Source organism: Fusobacterium sp. DD2 (genome assembly GCF_018205345.1).
Lineage (GTDB): Bacteria > Fusobacteriota > Fusobacteriia > Fusobacteriales > Fusobacteriaceae > Fusobacterium_A.
Window position 1 is genome coordinate 1 of sequence record NZ_JADRHM010000046.1, and the last position, 19,370, is coordinate 19,370.

Sequence of the window (19,370 nt, forward strand, 5' to 3'; positions counted from 1 at the left end):
TAAGACTAATGCGGGTAAAAGAACTATACCTATATCTTCAAGAATACTACCAATTTTCAAAGAATTATATAATACCAATAACGAATATTTTTTTATGGTAAAAGGTAAAAAAAGAAGTTACACTGGTTTTAGGCTTAGTTTTACAACCACATTAAAAAAACTAAATCTCGAGGAACACACAATACACGACACAAGACATACTTTTGCATCTTTACTTAATAATGTAAATGCGAATAGGACATCTATAACTAAATTGATAGGTCATACAGACTTTAATATTACTGAGAATGTTTATACACACAAAGACCTTGAAGAATTAAGAAAAGCAATAGACCTGCTTAATTAATTTTTTAGTAATATTTGTTAGCTATTTGTTAGCTAAACAAAAAGAAATACTAGAAATAAAAGAATTATTATAATAATCGGAAATATAATAATTTCATTAAATCCAGTAATATTCAAGTGTTTGTGTTATATCCTGGTTTAGATTAAAAATCCTTTTAATTGCATAAATATATAAAGAGAATATATACATAATTTTAATTTAATCTATGAACATCCTGTAAAGGTGGATAATTTTTTATTGAAAAAGGTGAATATTGCTCTCTTAAATAATCCTCATCATTATTATTGCTATTAAAATTTTTATAATCATTTTCCAAATCAATATTTTGTATCCCATTGCTTCCAGTAAATTTCTGTAGTTGAGCTTCATAACTATCTTCTGATTCATCTTCCTCATTTTTTGAACTATCTGAATCTGCTACCTTTACAAATTGATTGTGTTTTCCATAAGTTTTTCCATAAAGATTGTAGCACATATTACTTGAATGATGTTTATCCCCTTTCTTTTTACTGCTACAAAAAGCACTTACACTCAATAGGCAAAATAAAATAATTATAGTTTTTTTCATTCTGATTTCCCCTTTCAAAAATTAATAACTCTAATAAACACAAGATAATATACTACAAAACTCAACTTTTACCTTTATTTTTTATCAATCCCATCTATAAAAATTGAAAAAATATATGTTATAATAATAAAATGGATATTAAAATAGTGAGGAAAAAAATGAAAAATATCATCTTAAGAATTAAAGATGATGGAGAAATTGTGGTCTCTGCACCATATGGAATTTCTGAAAGGTATATTCAAGAGTTTGTAAATTCCAAAAAAAATTGGATTGCTAAAAAATTGGAGGTTTTGGCAGAAAAAAAGAAAAAAGAGACTTTTGAACTTATCACAGGAGAAATAATAAGAATATTTGGAAGAGAATATACAATTGAAGTCTTTGATTTGAGACCTGACGATTGTAAAATTGAAGGGGATAAACTTAAAATTTATTCTATGAACAATAGTTACGAAGCTAAGAAAAAAATATTGGAAAAATTTCTGTTTTTTAAGCTTACTGACCTGTTGACTGAATTAAATGAAAGAATTGGAAAAGAGATAGGTTATCTTCCTGAAAAAATTAAAGTAAGAAATATGAAGAGCAGATGGGGATCTTGTAATTCTTCTAAAAGGCATATAAATTATAATCTTCAGCTCTATTCAAAAGCAGTTGAGGCAATTGAATATGTAGTTCTTCACGAACTATCTCATATTCCACACCCACATCATCAAAAACCTTTTTGGGATTTTGTTAGAAAATTTATGCCAGATTATAAACTAAGACAAGAAATGTTAAAAGAATAATAGGAGAAAAAAGTATGAATAACCAACTTAAAAGTTTAATGTTTATGGTGGTAGCAGGAGGAGTAGTTATCTCATTGTATAACTATATGAACAGACCTAAGTCACCTATTGCAACTATCAATCTAAATAACTATCAAACATCTATTTCTAAAGAGGATATTGAAAAATTAGATGGCATTACATCTGCTTCAGTAGTTCCTCAAAGATTTATTCAAAAATATAAAGCTCATGGTTTTACTGATAGCAAAAAGAAAAAAGCACTTATTATAGTGGGAGATCCCAGAGAAAACAGTGTCTTATTTGATATGACAACTACTGCTATTAAGTGGTTTGAAGATAATGGAATGGAAGTTGAAGTAAGAGATCTATACCGTATGAACTGGTCACCTGTTTTACATCCAGATGAATTTTACTATCAAAAAGATGGACTTGGAACTCCAACAGAAGATGTAAAAACTGAGCAGAATCTTATTACTAAAGCTGATTATATTATCTTCTCATACCCTAACTGGCATGATACACCTATTGCCATTATAAAAGGATATCAGGAAAGAGTATTTGCTAAGAACTTTGCCTACAGATCTACTGATAAAGGTCTTGAAGGGATGTTACATGGAAAGGGACTATTTACTATAATGAACTGTGGATATCTTGGTGGAGGACGTGGATATGTTGGAGATGGAAAAAATAAAGACACATCTATGTGGGACAAGTATATGACTGCCTACAGTATCCTGGATGAAGATCAGGCTAACTGGTGGGGTATGGAAAACTACGGACGTTTCGTAAATGATATCTACCCTAAAAATGGTTCTAAAAATTATGAAAAGGAACTTAACTCTTTGAGAGAGGATTTAAAAGAATATTTAGATAAAACATTTTTAAATAAATAATATAAAAAGGGCTGTTGCATTTCTAAAATTTTAAAAATAGAATTCTCGGCATTAGAAATAGTTACGTAATTTATGAAGCAAAACAGAATACTGAAAATTTGACTGTCTGAACGAAGTGAGTTTCAAATTTTCTTTCTGTGAGCAATATAAATAGAAACTATTGATAGCTTAGAGAATTATATTTTTATAGATTTGCAACAGCCTGCTTTTATTTACTATATTTTATTAATCTCTCAATGCTAAAGGCATTAGAATATATAGATATTTATCGTCTCCCTCTTTTTGGATTCTAACTGAGCTATTAGATTGAATAAATTCTAAAGTAATTGTACTTTCTTTTTCAAGATTTTGAATGTATTCAAATAAAAATTTAGTATTAAGAGCAATTCTTATCTCTTGTCCCTCATACTCTACTTCTACCTCTTCATTTATCTTAGCAATCTCATTTATACCATTGATCTTCATCTCTTTTTGACCAATTTTAAAAGTTGCTCCATATTTAGATTCAGAGTTATTTCTTACAAATATCATTATTCTCTTTAAGATCTTTATAAATTGTTCTGCATTTATTGTAAGTTTCTTGTCATAAGCATCATTTTCTAAAATTCCTCTATAATTTGGGAAAGGAAGGTCTATAACTCTACTTATAACTAAAACATCTTCCATTTTAAAGAAAATCTGCTTATTTATAAAGTAAAATTTAAGTTTGGCATTCTCTATACCTCTTAAAAGTTTTGTAACAGATTCAACAGTACTTAAAGGAATACTTATATCCAAATCTCCATTTATCTTTTCAACCTCTTTAGTCAGGTAAACAAGTCTATAAGTATCAGTAGTTACAAATTTAAGTGTATTATCTTTCTTTTCCAATCTTACACAGTTGAAAGCCAAGTTATCACTTGTAGGTGAAGCTGCATATTTTACTTTTTCAAATATACTTGCAAGATCTTCACTGTCTATTTCAAACTGTTCAGTGATTTCATCAAATTTTTCTCCAACTGGAATTTTAGGATAATCTTCAGCATCCATCAGTGAAAATTCAGATACAGAGTCTGAACTTACTACAGAAAGGTTTCCATTATCCTCTAAAAGAGAGATCTCTTCGTCCTTAATCTCCTTTAAATACTCTTCAACTAACTGGTGTTGGAATACAATTTTTCCCTCTTCAACTATCTCTATACAAGGCATCTCTGTTGTGATAGTAGTTTCTAAGTTAGTACCACAGAAGAATAACTTATCCTCTCTTGTTTCAATATAAGCACATGATATTACTGGCTTAATTTTATTTTCAGTTATTGTTTTTTCAATGATCTTTAATCTCTTTAAAAATTCTGCTCTATTTATTTTTATCTTCATTATGCCCTCCAAAACTATAAGAAATTTTTAAAAAAACTTATCTTTATCTTTCCCATATTTATTTCTTAATTTTTTTAACGTCTTCTTCTCTATCTGTCTGACTCTCTCTCTTGTAATATTAAAAGCATTTCCAATCTCTTCTAAAGTATGAATCTCTTCTCCATCAAGACCGTATCTCAATTTCAATATCTGCTTTTCTCTCTCATCTAAAATATTTACAAGCTCTCTTACCTGATTTCTTCCCATTTCCTCAATAATCTTATCTTCAATTGTTGTATCTGGATGGTCAGCTATTGTATCTTCAAGACAGATATCCTCACCTATAGACGCACTAAGAGACATTGGATCCTGAAAAACAGTGATTATCTCATCTATCTTATCTTTTCCAACATCTAAATCTTCAGCTATCTCTTCAATTGAAGGATATACTCCCTCTTCTTTTACCCTTGTAGTAACATACTTATTTACTTTATTTAAAAGATCATATTTATATGAGGGAATACGAATACCTCTCCCTTTGCATATAATTGCTTTGCTAATTGATTGTTTAATCCACCAGACAGCATAGGTTGAAAATCTAAACCCTCTAGTAATATCAAATTTTTCAATAGCATATATCAGTCCAAAATTTCCCTCACTGATTAAGTCTATAAGACTCAAACCTTTATTAGTATAATTTTTGGCAATATTAACTACTAAACGTAAATTACAAAGAATCAGCTTATCTTTTGCTGCTTCATCCCCCTCTTTTGCTTTTTTAAGCAGCTCAAATTCCTCATCTTTTTCTAAGATATTATACTTTCGTATATCTTCCAAGTAAAGCGAAATCAGATCTCTATTTATCATAATTCATCCCCACTTCTATTTTATATATTCCAATCGATTAATAAAATTCTACTTTTAACTCTCTTCCCATTAAAGCTTCAACCATATCCTTAGCTGTAGCATTTTTATAAATTATATTATAAGTAGCTTCAACAATAGGCATTGAAATATTAAGCTCTTTTGCAGCATTGTGAACAGCTTTTACAGTTGGTACCCCTTCTGCTACCATTGTCATCTCTGCTAAAACCTCATCAATTTTCATACCTTTACCCAGGCACTCTCCAACATGTCTATTTCTACTGTGCTTACTTGCACATGTAACTATCAGGTCACCTATACCAGTAAGTCCCGAGAAAGTTCTTTCCTGAGCACCTAACGCTTTACCAAATCTTGTCATTTCAGCTATTCCTCTTGTTATTAAAGCAGCTTTGGTATTGTCTCCATAACCCATACCATCAGCTATCCCTGCTCCAATTGCAAGACAGTTTTTTACTGCAGCTCCAATCTCCACTCCAATAATATCTTCATTTATATATACTCTGAAGTTCATACAATTAAAAAGTTCCTGTATTTCAGCAGCTTTTTCTTTTTTACCAGCTGCTACAATTGTAGTTGGAAGTCCAATAGACACCTCTTCAGCATGAGTTGGTCCACATAAAACAACTATATTTTTATGGTATTTACCCTTTATCTCATCTTTCATTACCTCAGAAAGTCTCATTCCTGTTGATACTTCTATCCCTTTAGCAGTGTTTACAAGTATCATATCCTCTGTAATTTGAGGACTAAATTTACTTATAACCTCTCTTAAACATTGTGATGGTACTGAAAAAATTACATATTTTATTCCATCTAGAAGATTTTCACTTTCATGTGTAAATCTCATATTATCAGGAAGTTTAACTCCTGGCAAATATCTATGATTTTCTCTTGTTCTTTGTACCTCTTCTGCTCTCTCTTTATTGTGTTCCCAAAGGGTTACATCATAGTTCTTCCCTGCAAGTACCAATCCAAGTGCTGTCCCCCAGCTACCAGCCCCTATAATTACAACTTTTTTCATGACTCACTCCTTATTTCAGCTTAAATTTATTTTCTGTTCCTTTCAGAAGTCTTGATATATTACTCTTATGTTTATAAACAACGAACACAGCAATTATTGTTGTCATTACCATCATTGGAAATTTATCTATTCCATTTTTCAAAGGTGATATTAAAGTAAAAATTGGTAAAAGTATAGCAGCAATTATTGAACCTAGTGAAATATATCTTGTTGCATATACTACAATTACAAATATTACAAAAAGTGTAATAGTAACTTTAGGTATTAGGAAAAGAAAAACTCCTAAACTTGTAGCTACTCCTTTTCCACCTTTAAATTTTTGGAAAAATGAGAATATATGTCCTAATATAGCAGCCATACCAATAAGAATTAACCAGTTACCTGTTACATCACATTGACTTGCAAAAAATGGAGGTATAAATCCCTTTAATGCATCTGCTGCAAGAACCATTAGACCATATTTTGGACCTAAAATTCTATAAGAGTTAGTAGCTCCTGAATTTTTACTTCCAAACTCTCTTATATCGATTCCTTTAAAATACTTTCCTATCCATACTCCATTAGGAAGTGATCCCATTACATACCCAAGTATCAAAAATAATAATATTTTCATAGCCCATCTCCTATTTATAAAATCTACCCACTACCTCTGTGTGAGCTGTTCCTGGAAACATATCCACAGGTTGAACCCTATCTAGATTGTAACCAAGTTTCCCCAATATCTCACTATCCCTGGCAAATGTTGATGGATTGCAAGAAATGTATACTATCTCCTTTATACCTGTTTTAGCAATTTCAGTCAGACTGTTTTCATCTATCCCCTTTCTAGGTGGGTCAAATACAACAGCATCTATCTTCTTACCTTCAGATATAAGAGTTGCCAGCTTATCTTCAACTGTACCATTGATAAAGTCTATATTTTCAATTCCATTTTCTTTAGCAGTTTTTTCACCATCTCTAGTAGCACTTTCCACTAATTCAATAGCATATACTTTACTTGCCTTTTTAGACATTATCATGGCTATTGTACCTGTACCAGAATATGCGTCAACTACATTTTTATTTTCTATATTTTCAAGTAAATCTACAGCAGTTTTATAAAGTTTTTTAGTCTGCTCCAAATTAATCTGGAAGAAAGATTTTGGTGAAATATTAAAATGAATTCCAGCAATCTCCTCTTTAAGAGCCTTTTCTCCCCAAATGAAAATATTTTTGTCTCCAATTGCTACATTTGTTCTCTTGTTATTTAATGAAACATATAAAGATACTATTTCAGGTACTTTATTTTTAAGTTCCATTAAGATATCTTTATATCTTTTTTCAACTTTATTTGCATTTATGATTAAAACAACCATTGCCTGGTTTTGTGAATTTGTTCTAACCATTATATTCCTTAAGATTCCTTCATGCTTTTTCTCATCATATACAGAGACTTTTTCTCTATTTAAGATTACTTTTAACTCTTTTATTATCTTGTTTCCAAGTTTTGAGTTAAGTATATTTTCTTCAACTTCAAAGACTTCATGACTTTTTCTTTTAAAGAATCCTGTTATTATCTCTCCATTTACTTTTGAAAATGGTTCAATTATTTTATTTCTGTAATGATATGGATTAACACTTCCTATAGTATTATTTACTACAACACTATGGTTTTTTCCTATTTTTTTCATTACATCTTCAACCATTTCTTTTTTATACTTAAGCTGTGCATCATACTTAAGCATTGCAAAATCGCAACCTTGGAAGTCTTCAAAAGAGATTTTAGAACTGTCTTCAATTCTCTCTTCTCCAGGAGTTATAATCTCCTCAATAAGACCTCTTCCGTAAGTTTTCTTTACAGAGATTATCTTAACTTTTAAGATATCCCCAGGAACTGACATTGGAACGAAAACTGCAAAGTCTTCATAATATCCAAGTCCCTCTCCTCCATTTACGATTTTATCTATCTTAATCTCTATTATTTCATTCTTCTTTACCATCTGTTCCTCCACAGAGTTTAATTATTTATCTGGAAAAATTTTATCTCTTTTGAGATGACCATGTTTTTTTTACTTCTCATCTCATTACCAATTCTTTCCAAATCTACAACATTGTCATATTCCATCTCTTTTTTTTCAACTTCTTTTTCCAGTTCTTCCAACTCTTTTCTAGTATTTCTTACAGCAATTTCGCCTTTTGAGACTTTCATAAGAAGCCATCCATGAAATAACATTACTCCTATAGCTATTACAACAAAGAATACCCCTTTCTTCATTATATCATATCCTTTCCACAACTCTCAATTTTGAAGAGTGTGCTCTATTGTTAAACTTCACTTCTTCTCCCTGTGGAACTATAGGTTTTCTTGTTATAAGTTTTACTTTTGCTTTTCCACCACATATACATACTGGCAACTCTGGTGGACATTTACAAGCAGTAGCTAAATCTCTAAACTTATTTTTAACAAGTCTATCCTCTAATGAGTGGAAGGTAATTATTCCTAATCTTCCCCCTGGTTTTAAAGCATCTACAGCCTTATCTATAGCTTTATCTAAAACTTCAAGCTCTCTATTAACTTCTATTCTAATTGCCTGGAAAGTCTTTTTAGCTGGGTGTTTTTGAGCTCTTTCAGGATAAGCTCTCTTAATAATTGCTACAAGTTCTCCTGTTGTCTCAATTTTATTTTTAGCTCTTTCTTCACATATAAGTCTGGCTATTCTTCTTGAATTTCTCTCTTCTCCATACTCATATATTATTCTTGCTAAATCCTCTTCTGAATAGTTATTTACAACATCATATGCAGATAGCTCACTATTCTGATTCATTCTCATGTCAAGTTTAGTGTCATATCTATATGAAAACCCTCTTGATGGGTCATCAAGTTGTGTAGATGATACTCCTATATCCATTAAAATTCCATCTATTTTATCATAACCAGCTGAATATAGAACTATATCCAAATTTTCAAAGTTATTTTTAAATACTTTCCATTTAGCACCATATTTCTCAAGTCTTTTTTTTGCAAATTCAATAGCCTGGTCATCCTGATCAATTGAAATCAATCTTCCCTTATCAGAAAGTTCTTTTAAAATTCCTTCAGAGTGACCTCCACCACCTAAGGTACAGTCAAGATACACTCCATCTTTATTTATAACTAAATTATCAATACATTCCCTGTATAGGACAGGTATATGATATTCACTAACTATCTCTTCCATTGTTCTCTCCTCTTGTTTTAAATTACAAAAATAGAGAAGCTCACGCTTCCCTATCTAAATATTAAAATGAAAATCAATCTTCTTAAAATATTTAAAAAGACATATGCTATTATAGGCGATATATCAATTCTCATATTTCTCATGGGAATAAGCACTCTAAAAGGTCTCAATATAGGTTCAGTCACGCTGTATAGCATATCTGTAAAACCATTGTGGGAATTAGGTGCAAGCCATGAAACAATAACTCTTATCAAAATAAGAGTATTTATTATGCTTATTATAGTATTCACCAAATTTAGTAACGTTATCATCATACTCAACCAGAGCTCCTTTTACTTATCTTGAATTAATAAAATAATGCTTACTCTTTGTTGTATATTCAACTCCTGACCACAATGTTAATAACACTGGTACCAACATCATATAATAGTTATATGGGTTTCTACCAAATAGCATCATTATCATAATTACTATCATCTGGCTAGTTGTCTTATATTTTCCCAATTTCCCAGCTGGAATAACATCACCTTTTACAGCTGCAAGCATTCTTATACCACTAATGAAAAATTCTCTTGCTATAACAATTATAGACATCCATGATGGTATATATTTCAAATCTACAAAAATAACAAGTGCTGAAATAACCAAAATTTTATCTGCAAGTGGGTCCATAATTTTACCAAAATCTGTAACAAGATTATATTTTCTAGCTAAATATCCATCAAAAAAATCTGTCAGGGAAGCTATAATAAATAGCACAAGTGCTATTAATCTATATGGTAGTCCTCCATTGTCTGATTCTTGAAGAAAGTATATAAAAGGCACTGCCATTACCAATCTTATTGAAGTTAACTTATTAGGCAAATTCATATTCATGCTCCTCCATAGTTATATTTAACTATTTTTCATTTTCAACAATTGGACCAATAAAATCGTAGTCGAAGTTTTGCTCCAATTTTACTTTAACAATCTCTCCAGGCTTTGCTGTTCCGTCAGTTGTTAAGACTTTTCCATCGATTTCAAGTGCCTGTCCTCTAGTTCTTCCCTCTAAAAGATACTCACTTTCACTAGAAACTCCATCAATCATAACATCTACAACTTGACCAAGAAGTTGTCTATTCTTCTTTTCAGCTATTTCACTTTGAAGATTTACAAGTTCTGCATATCTTCTCTCTTTAACATCTTCATCAACCTGATTTGGAAGTCTATATGCAACTGTATCCTCTTCTCTAGAGTATTTGAACACTCCAGCATAATCAAATTTAAACTCTTCTACAAAATCTCTAAGTTCTTGGAAATTCTCTTCAGTTTCTCCAGGGAATCCAACTATTAATGTTGTTCTGATTGTTGCATCTGGAATAGCTTTTCTTATTCTTTTTAGTACATCTTTTACTTCTTCTCCACTCTTTGCACGAGCCATATTTCTTAGGATTTCATCTGATACGTGCTGAATAGGTACATCAAAGTATTTACAAATTTTTTCTTCCTCTTTTATTGTTTGTATAAGTTCATCTGTTATATGACTAGGATGCATATAATATGATCTTATCCATTTTAAACCATCTATTTTGCATAGTTCTCTCATAAGAGCAGAAAGTTTTTCTTCTCCATATATATCAATTCCATACTCAGTAGTTTCCTGAGCTAATAGGTTTATCTCTCTTACTCCTGATGCTACCATATCTTTTGCTTCTTTAACTATATCTTCAATAGTTCTGCTACGAAGTTTTCCTCTCATTTGAGGTATGATACAGTATGTACAACTTCTATTGCATCCTTCTGATATTTTAAGGTATGCAGTGTGTGGTGCTGTTGTTCTGATTCTTTCTGTTTCTGCATTTGCAAGAAAATCAATGTGTGATGTTTCCACTACTTTTTTATTATCTAAGATATCATCTACAAGAGATTCTATCTTATCAATATCTCCAGTTCCAATTACAGCATCAACTTCAGGCATCTCTTTTAAAATCTCACCTGAATACTTTTGTGCAAGACATCCAGCAACTATAAGTTTCTTTAACTTACCATTTTTCTTTAACTCTCCAGCTTCAAGAATTGTCTCAATTGACTCTCTTTTAGCATCTCCGATAAATCCACAAGTGTTTACAATTATTATATCTGCATCTGCAACTTCACTTGTAAGTTCCATATTTTTTCTCTTAGATAAAATCCCTAAATAGTGCTCACTGTCTACAAGATTTTTACTGCAACCTAAGCTTATTAAAGCTAATTTCATTGTCCACCTCTTCTATATATTAAAATACAATATGGGGACATAGATAGAAAGGCTATGCCCCCTTAGTTAATTATACTCTTTTTTTACTTAAACTGATTTTTCCGTTGTCTGTAGATATTACTTTTACTTCAAATGTATCTCCAACTTTTAATACATCCTCTACATTAGCAACTCTTTCTTTAGAAATTTCTGATATGTGAAGTAATCCTTCTTTACCTGGTAAAATTTCCATAAATGCTCCAAATTTAGCAAGATTTACAACTTTACCCATGTAAACTTCTCCAACTTCAACATCTTTAACATAAGAATTTACAAGTTTTACTGTCTCATCTAGTGCAGCTTCATCTTTACAGAAGATAGATACTCTACCGTCATCTTCAATATCAACAGTTGCTCCAGTTTGATCAATAATTCCTTTAATATTTTTTCCACCTGTTCCAATTAATGCAGCAATTTTATCAGTTGGTATAGTCATTTGATAAATTCTTGGTACATTTGATTTGATTTTTGCAGGTTGAGGAATTGTATTGTTCATTAATTCTAATATTTGAAGTCTTGCTTCTAAAGCTTGTTTTAAAGCAATTCTCATTATCTCTTCAGTAATTCCTGTTATTTTTATATCCATTTGAAGAGCTGTGATACCACTCTTAGTTCCTGCAACTTTAAAGTCCATATCTCCTAAGTGGTCTTCAAGTCCCATAATATCTGTAAGAACTGTAAACTCTTCTCCCTCTTTAATAAGTCCCATTGCGATACCAGCAACGTGCTCTTTTATTGGTACACCTGCAGCCATAAGTGAAAGTGATCCTCCACATATTGATGCTTGTGAAGAAGATCCATTTGATTCAGTAATTTCAGATACAACTCTTATTGTATATGGGAATTCTTCTTCAGTTGGGATTACATATCTTAAAGCTCTTTCAGCAAGTGATCCGTGTCCTAATTCTCTTCTACCAGGTGATCCCATTCTTCCAGTTTCTCCAACTGAATATGGTGGGAAGTTATAATGTAGGTAGAATTTTTTATAGTATTCTTTTTCAAGATTGTCTACTAATTGTTCATCTTCCTTAGTACCTAAAGTAGTGATAACTACTGCTTGAGTTTCTCCTCTTGTAAACATTGCTGATCCATGAGGGATTGGTAAACAATCAACTTCAGCATATAGAGGTCTGATTTCAGTTGTTTTTCTTCCATCTACTCTATGTTTATGGTAAAGGATAGCATCTCTTACAAGTTTTTTCATTAAATCATGGTAGTATGATTTAAATTCAGCAACTACATCTTCAGGAACTTCTACATCCTCTTCTGTTCCAAAGTTTTCAGCAACAAATGCATTGTATAACTCTTCTTCTAATCCATCTACTGCTTCTTCTCTAGCTTTTTTACCTGTAGTTAAAACTGCAGCTTTTAATTTTTCCATACCATTTTCATCTATAAAATTCTTAACTAATGGCATTACTTCAGGTTTTACAAATTCGATTTTTTCTTTTCCAACTTCTTTTGCAAACTCTTCCTGGAATGCACATATTTTTTTGATGTTTTCATGAGCAAACATAATAGCAGCAAGCATTGTTTCTTCATCAAGTTCTTTAGCTCCTGCTTCAACCATGTTAACTGCATCTTTTGTACCTGCAACTGAAAGTTCAAGTTCGCTTGTCTCTAACTGTTCAGGTGTAGGGTTTAAAATAAACTCTCCATCTTTGTATCCAACTACTACTCCTGCAACTGGTCCTAAGAATGGAATATCAGATAGCATAAGTGCCATTGATGATCCTGTAATTCCTAAATAGTCAGTTGTATTTTCTCCATCATATGAAAATACAGTATTTACAATATGTACATCATAGTTGAATCCATCAGGGAACATTGGTCTTATTGGTCTGTCAATAAGTCTTGCTGTCAATGTTGCATCTGTTGATGGTCTTCCTTCTCTTTTATTAAATCCTCCTGGGAATTTTCCAGCAGCATAAAATTTCTCAATATAGTCAACTGTTAAAGGGAAAAAGTCAGTATTTTCTCTAGGCTCTTTGCTACGGTTAACTGTACTTAAAAGCACTGTATCTCCATATTGCACCATAACTGCCCCACTAGATTGTCTTGCTATTTTTCCAGTTGAAAATGTTAGCGTTCTTCCAGCTAACTCCATTTGAACTTTTTTTTCGTCAAACATAATACCTCCATTAATTTCCTGTTAGGAAGCAAATAATAAGGAGCAAAAAAACAACCCCTGTTATTTTCTCACTGCTTACTACTTAAACTTCCTAATCATCTTTTTTCAGTAATTATACCATTTTTACCGGTAAAAATCAAACACTAGATATAGTGTTTAAATTTTTAAATATTTGAAAAAAGCAAAAAAATTGATATAATATTGTAAATAACTTAAGAACACTAGAAATGGGAGCGAGACGATGAAAAAAATTATATATAAGCTACAGTATTGGCTTATGATATCTGCATGTAAAATATTGAGTTTATTTCCTGAAAAAAGTAGATTTAAATTTGGAGATTTTTTAGGAGCTCTTACATATAAACTTATTAAAAAACGTAGAATCATTGCGATTACAAATTTACAAATGGCATTTCCTGAAAAAGATAAAAAAGAGATTGAAGAGATTGCTCTTGAATCATGTAAAATTATGATGAAAGCATTTTTATGCACTCTTTGGATGAAGGATTATTTAAATACACCTGGAAAAGTAAAAATTATTAATAAAGAGATATTTGAAGAAACATATAGAGAGGGAAAAGGTATGATTGCCTCTCTGATGCATATGGGAAATATGGAAGCAACACTTAAAATAGCTCAGGGATACCCCGTTGTAACTGTGGCTAAAAAGCAAAGAAATCCATATATCAATAAATTTATAGATGACAGCAGAAAAAATGACCTCAATCTTACTGTATTTACAAAAAGCAAAAGTACAAGTAGAGAGCTTATTAAAAGAATTCACAATAAAGAGATATTTGCTCTTTTCAGTGATCACCGTGATAAAGGTGCTATAGTTGATTTTTTTGGTATGGAAGCAAAAGCTCCAACTGGTGCAGTTTCATTAGCACTTCGTTATGATTTGCCACTCCTTCTTGGATACAATTATTTTAATGAAGATAATACATGTACAGCAGTTGTTGAAAAAATAGAACTTGTAAAGACTGGAAATTTCAAAGAAGATGTTCTTACAAATATGCAACTTCTTATAGATACGATGGAAAGAGTAATCAGGGAACATCCTGAACAATGGATGTGGTTTCATGATAGATGGAACTTATATAGAAAGTTATACAAATATAAAAATAAAAGATAATTAAAAGGAGCTGTTACAAATTTGCAACAGCTCTTTTTTATTTTAATATTCGTACTCATTATAAAGTGAAAATTTTACACTTTTTATTCCTATTTTTATATTACTTTTAATCTTTATTTTTATAGAATCATTTTTATCCAATATTGCCTTTAAAGTATGATTAAAAATTCCATGGAAACTATTTTTATCTTTACTTACTATTTTAGTAACCTTGTTGTTGATATGATAGTTAGAAGATATCTCCCTATCTCCCTCAATAGTAACTGAAATTTTAAGATTTTCATCTTTTTTCTCTTTTCTGGTAATATCCTTAATTCTTACAACTGCTTCAACAAGTTCTCCCTTTGATGCCTCTTTTTTAAGATCTAGATTGAGTATAAAGCTATCACTATCACCTAAATCATCAAAATGAAAATCATACTGACTGATAGTCTGTTCACCACATAGATCTATCTGTAACTCTCTTTTTACCTCTTCTATTGGTAGATTTTTTCCTAAAAGATACATAAGCTTTGTAACAGCTGCTTCAGGAGTTAAATCCACACCACTCACTACTCCAGCATCTATAAGTTTTGCACTTGCCTCATAAAGCCCCATCTTAACAAATCCTCTGGTACATTGAGTAATATCTACTATGACAATACCTTTAGAACTTATATATTTAAGTACCTCTATAAATTCAGGAGTAGTTGGAGCATTTCCATTTCCATAAGTTTTTAAAATCACTCCCTTTATATCATTATCTGATGAAAAGATAGATTTAAGATACTTAGGATCAAGGCCTGGAAACAGCTCAAGAACAATTACCTTTGTATTTAATGCAGTATCTATATAGAATTTTTTATGGGAAGGTTTCAGTATTCTATCTTTAATAATCCTTATATCAGCACCAACTTCTGCAATAGGTGGATAATTTGGTGATAAAAACCCAAAATAATTAGTTGCATCAACTTTTCTAGATCTGTTTCCTCTAAGAAGTGTATCTCTAAAAAATATGCATACCTCAGGAACCAATTTTACACCATACTGCTCATTCCCAGCAATTTCTATTGCAGTTATAAGATTTTGTAAAGCATCACTTCTGGAAAACTGAAGTGGTACCTGAGAACCAGTTAAAACAACTGGTTTACTTAAATTCTTCAACATAAAAGATAAAGCTGAAGCAGTATAAGACATTGTATCTGTTCCATGTAAAACTACAAAACCTCTGTATTTATCATAATTTTCATATATAAATTCTGCTATTTTAACCCATACTTCAGGTGCCATATCTGATGAATCTATCAAAGGATTAAATTGATAGTAATCTGTGTCATATTTTTGAAGTATTGGATGACCTTTTGCTACTTCATTCCAGTCATTTGCAGGTCTTAAAGGGCTATCTGGATCATTTGGATCACTGTGTACCATCCCTATTGTTCCACCTGTATTTATAATCATTACTTTATTAAGCATTTTACCCCCACTGTCTACCTATCCTATTTTGTTCTTTAATTATAATCTATTTTTTTATTATCTTTGATGAAACTATTTTTACATCTTCTGTTCCTGTTAAAATCATGCTTTGAACAAGCTGAGATTTTAAAGTATTAACAATAAGTTCAACTCCCTCTTGTCTTCCACCTATAGAACCCCAGATAAGTGGTCTTCCTACTAGTACTCCTTTAGCTCCTAAAGCTAAGTATTTAAGCACATCTCCACCAGTTCTAACTCCACCATCTGCTAAAACAGTGATTTTATCTCCAACTGCTTTAACAATATCTTCCAGTACGTCAGCACTTGCTTCACAGTAATCAAGTATTCTTCCACCGTGATTTGAAACTACTATGGCATTTACACCTGCTTCAACACATTTTAAAGCTTCATCTACACTCATTATTCCTTTTGCAATAAATGGAAGTTTTGTTGATGATACAACTTTTTTCAGATCTTCAACACTCTTTGGTCCAACAGGTTGTCCAAATAGTTTCATTGTTACAAGTCCTGCTCCATCTAAGTCTACACCAACTGCAATTGCTCCAGCTTCTTCAGCCATTTTTATTCTTTTTATTATCTCATCATTTTCTCTAGGTTTGATTATTGCTATTCCATGTCCACCAGCTGCTTTTATAGCTTTTAATCCAAATTCAAAACATGTAGGATCTCCAGTATCTCCAATCATTCCTATTGTTCCTGCCTCTTTACATCCCTTAATTACATCCATACAATACTCTTCTTCAGTGACTCCGCCACCCATATTAAATTTTGTTCCAGTTATTGGAGCACCTAAAACAGGAAATGACAGTTTGTGTCCAAACATTTCTGTATCTATTACAGGATTTTTAGCCTCGTGTATAGTTCTTAATACAAATTTAATATTTTTAAGACTTTCATAGTTTATTTTAAACGAAGAACCTGATCCAGTTCCTCCCATTCCAGGAACTTTACCTGCACACCAATTTCCATCACAAACCTTACAAAGTCCACAAAAACCCTTCATTTTTTCTCTTGCGTTTTCTTTTAAAGTATTCATATCCATACAACTTCCCTCCAATTACATTATTTTTCCTAGCATATTTCCATAATATATCATTATATTGACAATGTCAATTAAAACCGAACAATTAAATAAAAAGTTAGTACTAGTTTTTAAAAATTATTGACAAAATGTCTAAAATAAAGTAACCTATTGATAAAGAAATAATTTTTTATTACAATTTTAAGAGAGGGTGGAAGAAACATGACAAGTAAAACTGTTGAAATTACAAACGAAACTGGGTTACATACTAGACCTGGTAACGAATTTGTTAGCGTAGCTAAAACATTTTCTTCACAAATAGAAGTAGAAAATGAAGCAGGTAAGAAAGTTAAAGGAACTTCTTTATTAAAATTACTTTCATTAGGAATAAAAAAAGGTACTAAAGTTACTGTTTATGCAGATGGACCAGATGAGGCAGAAGCAGTTGAAAAATTAGGTCACCTTCTTGCTAATTTAAAGGACTAATTTTTTAGAACGAAGGTGCTTATAATATCTATTATAAGTACCTTCTTTTTTTTGCAAGTTACATATCAAATGATTGTGAGGGAATAATATGAGTAGATTAATTAAGGGTATTGAAGCGTCACCAGGAATAGCTATCGGTAAGGTATTCCTATATCAAGAAACAAAACTAGTAATTGATTCTAAAATGAAGTGCGATGCAGAATGTGAAGAAAAAAGATTACTAGATGGAAGAAACAAAGCCAAAGAGCAACTTTTAAAAATCAGAGAAAAGACAGCTAAGAATTTGGGTGAAGACAAAGCTGCTATCTTTGATGGTCACATTACACTGTTAGAAGATGAAGACCTTTTCGATGAAGTTGTAGAAATTATTCAAGATGAACATATATGTGCTGAAGCAGCCTTAGAAAGAGGAATTGCAGAATATTGTGATATGCTTGCACATTTGGATGATGAATACTTAAGAGAGAGAGCAGCAGACTTAAGAGACATTGGAAAAAGATGGGTATACAATGTTGCAGGTACTGAAATCCTAGATTTAGGTTCACTTCCACCAAACACTATCGTAGTAGCTAAGGACTTAACTCCATCAGATACTGCACAGATAGATCTTAATAATGTAGTTGCATTTGTAACTGAAATTGGTGGAAAAACAGCTCACTCTTCTATTATGGCCAGATCACTTGAACTTCCTGCAGTAGTTGGAACAGGAAATATCTGTTCTCTTGTTAAAACTGGAGATTCAATAATAGTTGATGCACTAACAGGAGAAATTATATTAAATCCAACTGAAGAAGAAGTTCAAAAGTATTCAGTTAAAAAACAGGACTTTTTAGATGAAAAAGAACTATTAAAACAATTAAAAGATAAAGAAGCTATATCTAAAGATGGTGTCAAAGTTGGAGCATGGGCAAACATCGGTTCTCCAAAAGATATAGAAGGAGTTCTAAGAAATGGTGCAAAGGGTATTGGACTATATAGAACTGAATTCTTATTTATGAATAACGACAGATTCCCATCTGAAGATGAACAATTTGAAGCTTATAAAATAGTTGCTGAAAAAATGGAAGGTAAACCAGTAACAATAAGAACAATGGACATTGGTGGAGATAAATCTTTACCATATATGGAACTTCCAAAAGAAGAAAATCCATTCCTTGGATGGAGAGCAATAAGAGTATGTCTTGACAGACCTGAAATCTTAAAAACTCAATTCAGAGCTCTACTTAGAGCATCTGCTTTTGGATATATCAAAATCATGCTACCTATGATTATGGATATTGAAGAGATAAGAAAAGCAAGAAAATTACTTGAAGAATGTAAAGCTGAACTTAAACAAGAGGGAGCAAAATTTGATGCAGATATCGCTCTTGGAATAATGTTTGAAACTCCTTCAGTAGCATTTAGAGCAAGATACTTTGCTGAAGAAGTAGATTTCTTCTCAATAGGAACTAACGACTTAACACAATATACACTTGCTGTAGATAGAGGAAATGAACATATTTCACGTCTTTACAATACATACAACCCAGCAGTACTTGAAGCTATAAGACTTGCTATAAAAGGAGCTCATGAAGCTGGAATAACTATTTCAATGTGTGGAGAATTTGCTGGAGATCCAAATGCAACACCTATCCTATTAGGTATGGGACTTGATGCATTCTCAATGTCAGCTATCTCTATTCCTAAAGTTAAGAAAAACATAATGTCTTTAGATAAAGAAAAATGTAAAGCTTTAGTTGAAAAAGTAATGGCTCAAAAAACTCCTGACGAAGTTTTAGCAATTGTTAAAGAATTCAATAAAGAAAATAATATTTAAATT

At 31.4% G+C, this 19,370-nt stretch carries 19 protein-coding genes and 1 pseudogene; 6 read left to right on the top strand and 14 right to left on the bottom strand.

All coding sequences use genetic code 11. The features are described 5' to 3' along the window. Positions 1–346 (top strand): tyrosine-type recombinase/integrase (locus IX290_RS07785; RefSeq protein WP_211492651.1); only part of this gene is annotated, 346 nt, incomplete at its 5' end. Positions 347–539: 193 nt separating this feature from the next. Here the strand turns inward: IX290_RS07785 and IX290_RS07790 are convergent. Further along, the gene (locus tag IX290_RS07790) at positions 540–914 is read right to left on the bottom strand and encodes a hypothetical protein (RefSeq protein WP_211492652.1); all 375 of its coding nucleotides are present in this window, start codon (positions 912–914) and stop codon (positions 540–542) included. Positions 915–1,072: 158 nt separating this feature from the next. On the opposite strand from IX290_RS07790, the gene IX290_RS07795 reads away from it, so the two are divergent. Further along, positions 1,073–1,696 carry a SprT family zinc-dependent metalloprotease gene (locus tag IX290_RS07795; RefSeq protein ID WP_211492653.1) on the top strand — a complete coding sequence of 208 codons (624 nt, stop codon included), beginning with the start codon at positions 1,073–1,075 and terminating at the stop codon, positions 1,694–1,696. 14 nt (positions 1,697–1,710) lie between these two features. Further along, complete coding sequence (locus IX290_RS07800; protein WP_211492654.1) at positions 1,711–2,589, top strand: NAD(P)H-dependent oxidoreductase; 879 nt, start codon at positions 1,711–1,713, stop codon at positions 2,587–2,589. Between the two features lie 225 nt (positions 2,590–2,814). On the opposite strand, the gene dnaN is transcribed toward IX290_RS07800, so the two are convergent. The 11 genes from dnaN to pnp all read right to left on the bottom strand — a co-directional run bounded on the left by dnaN (position 2,815) and on the right by pnp (position 13,433). After that, positions 2,815–3,945, bottom strand: a complete 1,131-nt coding sequence (gene dnaN, locus IX290_RS07805; RefSeq protein ID WP_211492655.1) for a DNA polymerase III subunit beta — start codon at positions 3,943–3,945, stop codon at positions 2,815–2,817. A gap of 27 nt (positions 3,946–3,972) precedes the next feature. Further along, the gene (locus IX290_RS07810) at positions 3,973–4,791 is read right to left on the bottom strand and encodes a sigma-70 family RNA polymerase sigma factor (RefSeq protein WP_211492656.1); all 819 of its coding nucleotides are present in this window, start codon (positions 4,789–4,791) and stop codon (positions 3,973–3,975) included. Positions 4,792–4,828: 37 nt separating this feature from the next. Then, positions 4,829–5,830, bottom strand: a complete 1,002-nt coding sequence (locus IX290_RS07815; RefSeq protein WP_211492657.1) for an NAD(P)H-dependent glycerol-3-phosphate dehydrogenase — start codon at positions 5,828–5,830, stop codon at positions 4,829–4,831. Positions 5,831–5,840: 10 nt separating this feature from the next. Next, positions 5,841–6,443, bottom strand: a complete 603-nt coding sequence (gene plsY, locus IX290_RS07820) for a glycerol-3-phosphate 1-O-acyltransferase PlsY (RefSeq protein WP_211492658.1) — start codon at positions 6,441–6,443, stop codon at positions 5,841–5,843. 10 nt (positions 6,444–6,453) lie between these two features. Continuing rightward, entirely contained in the window at positions 6,454–7,809 is a 1,356-nt protein-coding gene (rlmD, locus tag IX290_RS07825; protein WP_211492659.1) for a 23S rRNA (uracil(1939)-C(5))-methyltransferase RlmD, read from the bottom strand. Between the two features lie 17 nt (positions 7,810–7,826). Next, positions 7,827–8,084 carry a hypothetical protein gene (locus tag IX290_RS07830; protein WP_211492660.1) on the bottom strand — a complete coding sequence of 86 codons (258 nt, stop codon included), beginning with the start codon at positions 8,082–8,084 and terminating at the stop codon, positions 7,827–7,829. A 4-nt stretch (positions 8,085–8,088) separates the two neighbouring features. Next, complete coding sequence (rsmH, locus tag IX290_RS07835; protein ID WP_211492661.1) at positions 8,089–9,027, bottom strand: 16S rRNA (cytosine(1402)-N(4))-methyltransferase RsmH; 939 nt, start codon at positions 9,025–9,027, stop codon at positions 8,089–8,091. A 50-nt stretch (positions 9,028–9,077) separates the two neighbouring features. Further along, a complete protein-coding gene (locus tag IX290_RS07840) occupies positions 9,078–9,341 on the bottom strand; it encodes a YggT family protein (RefSeq protein ID WP_349291727.1) in 264 nt (87 codons plus the stop codon). A 22-nt stretch (positions 9,342–9,363) separates the two neighbouring features. Continuing rightward, entirely contained in the window at positions 9,364–9,897 is a 534-nt protein-coding gene (gene pgsA / locus IX290_RS07845) for a CDP-diacylglycerol--glycerol-3-phosphate 3-phosphatidyltransferase (RefSeq protein ID WP_211492662.1), read from the bottom strand. A gap of 28 nt (positions 9,898–9,925) precedes the next feature. Next, entirely contained in the window at positions 9,926–11,263 is a 1,338-nt protein-coding gene (gene rimO, locus IX290_RS07850; RefSeq protein WP_211492663.1) for a 30S ribosomal protein S12 methylthiotransferase RimO, read from the bottom strand. A 70-nt stretch (positions 11,264–11,333) separates the two neighbouring features. Next, on the bottom strand, positions 11,334–13,433 hold the full coding sequence (pnp, locus tag IX290_RS07855; protein WP_211492664.1) for a polyribonucleotide nucleotidyltransferase: 2,100 nt from the start codon (positions 13,431–13,433) through the stop codon (positions 11,334–11,336). Positions 13,434–13,674: 241 nt separating this feature from the next. On the opposite strand from pnp, the gene IX290_RS07860 reads away from it, so the two are divergent. After that, positions 13,675–14,568, top strand: a complete 894-nt coding sequence (locus tag IX290_RS07860; RefSeq protein WP_211492665.1) for a lysophospholipid acyltransferase family protein — start codon at positions 13,675–13,677, stop codon at positions 14,566–14,568. A gap of 426 nt (positions 14,569–14,994) precedes the next feature. On the opposite strand, the pseudogene IX290_RS07865 reads toward IX290_RS07860, so the two are convergent. Continuing rightward, positions 14,995–16,023 (bottom strand): annotated as a pseudogene (locus tag IX290_RS07865) (asparaginase); the annotation flags it as partial. Positions 16,024–16,069: 46 nt separating this feature from the next. Continuing rightward, a complete protein-coding gene (locus IX290_RS07870; RefSeq protein ID WP_211492667.1) occupies positions 16,070–17,086 on the bottom strand; it encodes an alpha-hydroxy-acid oxidizing protein in 1,017 nt (338 codons plus the stop codon). Positions 17,087–17,287: 201 nt separating this feature from the next. Between IX290_RS07870 and IX290_RS07875 the strand changes: the two genes are divergently transcribed. Both IX290_RS07875 and ptsP read left to right on the top strand, forming a co-directional pair. After that, the gene (locus IX290_RS07875) at positions 17,288–17,551 is read left to right on the top strand and encodes an HPr family phosphocarrier protein (RefSeq protein ID WP_101475096.1); all 264 of its coding nucleotides are present in this window, start codon (positions 17,288–17,290) and stop codon (positions 17,549–17,551) included. A gap of 88 nt (positions 17,552–17,639) precedes the next feature. Next, positions 17,640–19,367 (top strand): phosphoenolpyruvate--protein phosphotransferase, encoded by a 1,728-nt coding sequence (gene ptsP, locus IX290_RS07880; protein WP_211492668.1) that lies wholly within the window; start codon positions 17,640–17,642, stop codon positions 19,365–19,367. Positions 19,368–19,370 lie beyond the last annotated feature (3 nt).

Excerpts from the sequence above, each read along its gene's own strand:
- IX290_RS07790 (WP_211492652.1), bottom strand. The coding sequence starts at position 914 with ATGAAAAAAACTATAATTATTTTATTTTGCCTATTGAGTGTAAGTGCT.
- IX290_RS07795 (WP_211492653.1), top strand. The coding sequence starts at position 1,073 with ATGAAAAATATCATCTTAAGAATTAAAGATGATGGAGAAATTGTGGTC.
- IX290_RS07800 (WP_211492654.1), top strand. The coding sequence starts at position 1,711 with ATGAATAACCAACTTAAAAGTTTAATGTTTATGGTGGTAGCAGGAGGA.
- dnaN (WP_211492655.1), bottom strand. The coding sequence starts at position 3,945 with ATGAAGATAAAAATAAATAGAGCAGAATTTTTAAAGAGATTAAAGATC.
- IX290_RS07810 (WP_211492656.1), bottom strand. The coding sequence starts at position 4,791 with ATGATAAATAGAGATCTGATTTCGCTTTACTTGGAAGATATACGAAAG.
- IX290_RS07815 (WP_211492657.1), bottom strand. The coding sequence starts at position 5,830 with ATGAAAAAAGTTGTAATTATAGGGGCTGGTAGCTGGGGGACAGCACTT.
- plsY (WP_211492658.1), bottom strand. The coding sequence starts at position 6,443 with ATGAAAATATTATTATTTTTGATACTTGGGTATGTAATGGGATCACTT.
- rlmD (WP_211492659.1), bottom strand. The coding sequence starts at position 7,809 with ATGGTAAAGAAGAATGAAATAATAGAGATTAAGATAGATAAAATCGTA.
- IX290_RS07830 (WP_211492660.1), bottom strand. The coding sequence starts at position 8,084 with ATGAAGAAAGGGGTATTCTTTGTTGTAATAGCTATAGGAGTAATGTTA.
- rsmH (WP_211492661.1), bottom strand. The coding sequence starts at position 9,027 with ATGGAAGAGATAGTTAGTGAATATCATATACCTGTCCTATACAGGGAA.
- IX290_RS07840 (WP_349291727.1), bottom strand. The coding sequence starts at position 9,341 with ATGATGATAACGTTACTAAATTTGGTGAATACTATAATAAGCATAATA.
- pgsA (WP_211492662.1), bottom strand. The coding sequence starts at position 9,897 with ATGAATTTGCCTAATAAGTTAACTTCAATAAGATTGGTAATGGCAGTG.
- rimO (WP_211492663.1), bottom strand. The coding sequence starts at position 11,263 with ATGAAATTAGCTTTAATAAGCTTAGGTTGCAGTAAAAATCTTGTAGAC.
- pnp (WP_211492664.1), bottom strand. The coding sequence starts at position 13,433 with ATGTTTGACGAAAAAAAAGTTCAAATGGAGTTAGCTGGAAGAACGCTA.
- IX290_RS07860 (WP_211492665.1), top strand. The coding sequence starts at position 13,675 with ATGAAAAAAATTATATATAAGCTACAGTATTGGCTTATGATATCTGCA.
- IX290_RS07870 (WP_211492667.1), bottom strand. The coding sequence starts at position 17,086 with ATGGATATGAATACTTTAAAAGAAAACGCAAGAGAAAAAATGAAGGGT.
- IX290_RS07875 (WP_101475096.1), top strand. The coding sequence starts at position 17,288 with ATGACAAGTAAAACTGTTGAAATTACAAACGAAACTGGGTTACATACT.
- ptsP (WP_211492668.1), top strand. The coding sequence starts at position 17,640 with ATGAGTAGATTAATTAAGGGTATTGAAGCGTCACCAGGAATAGCTATC.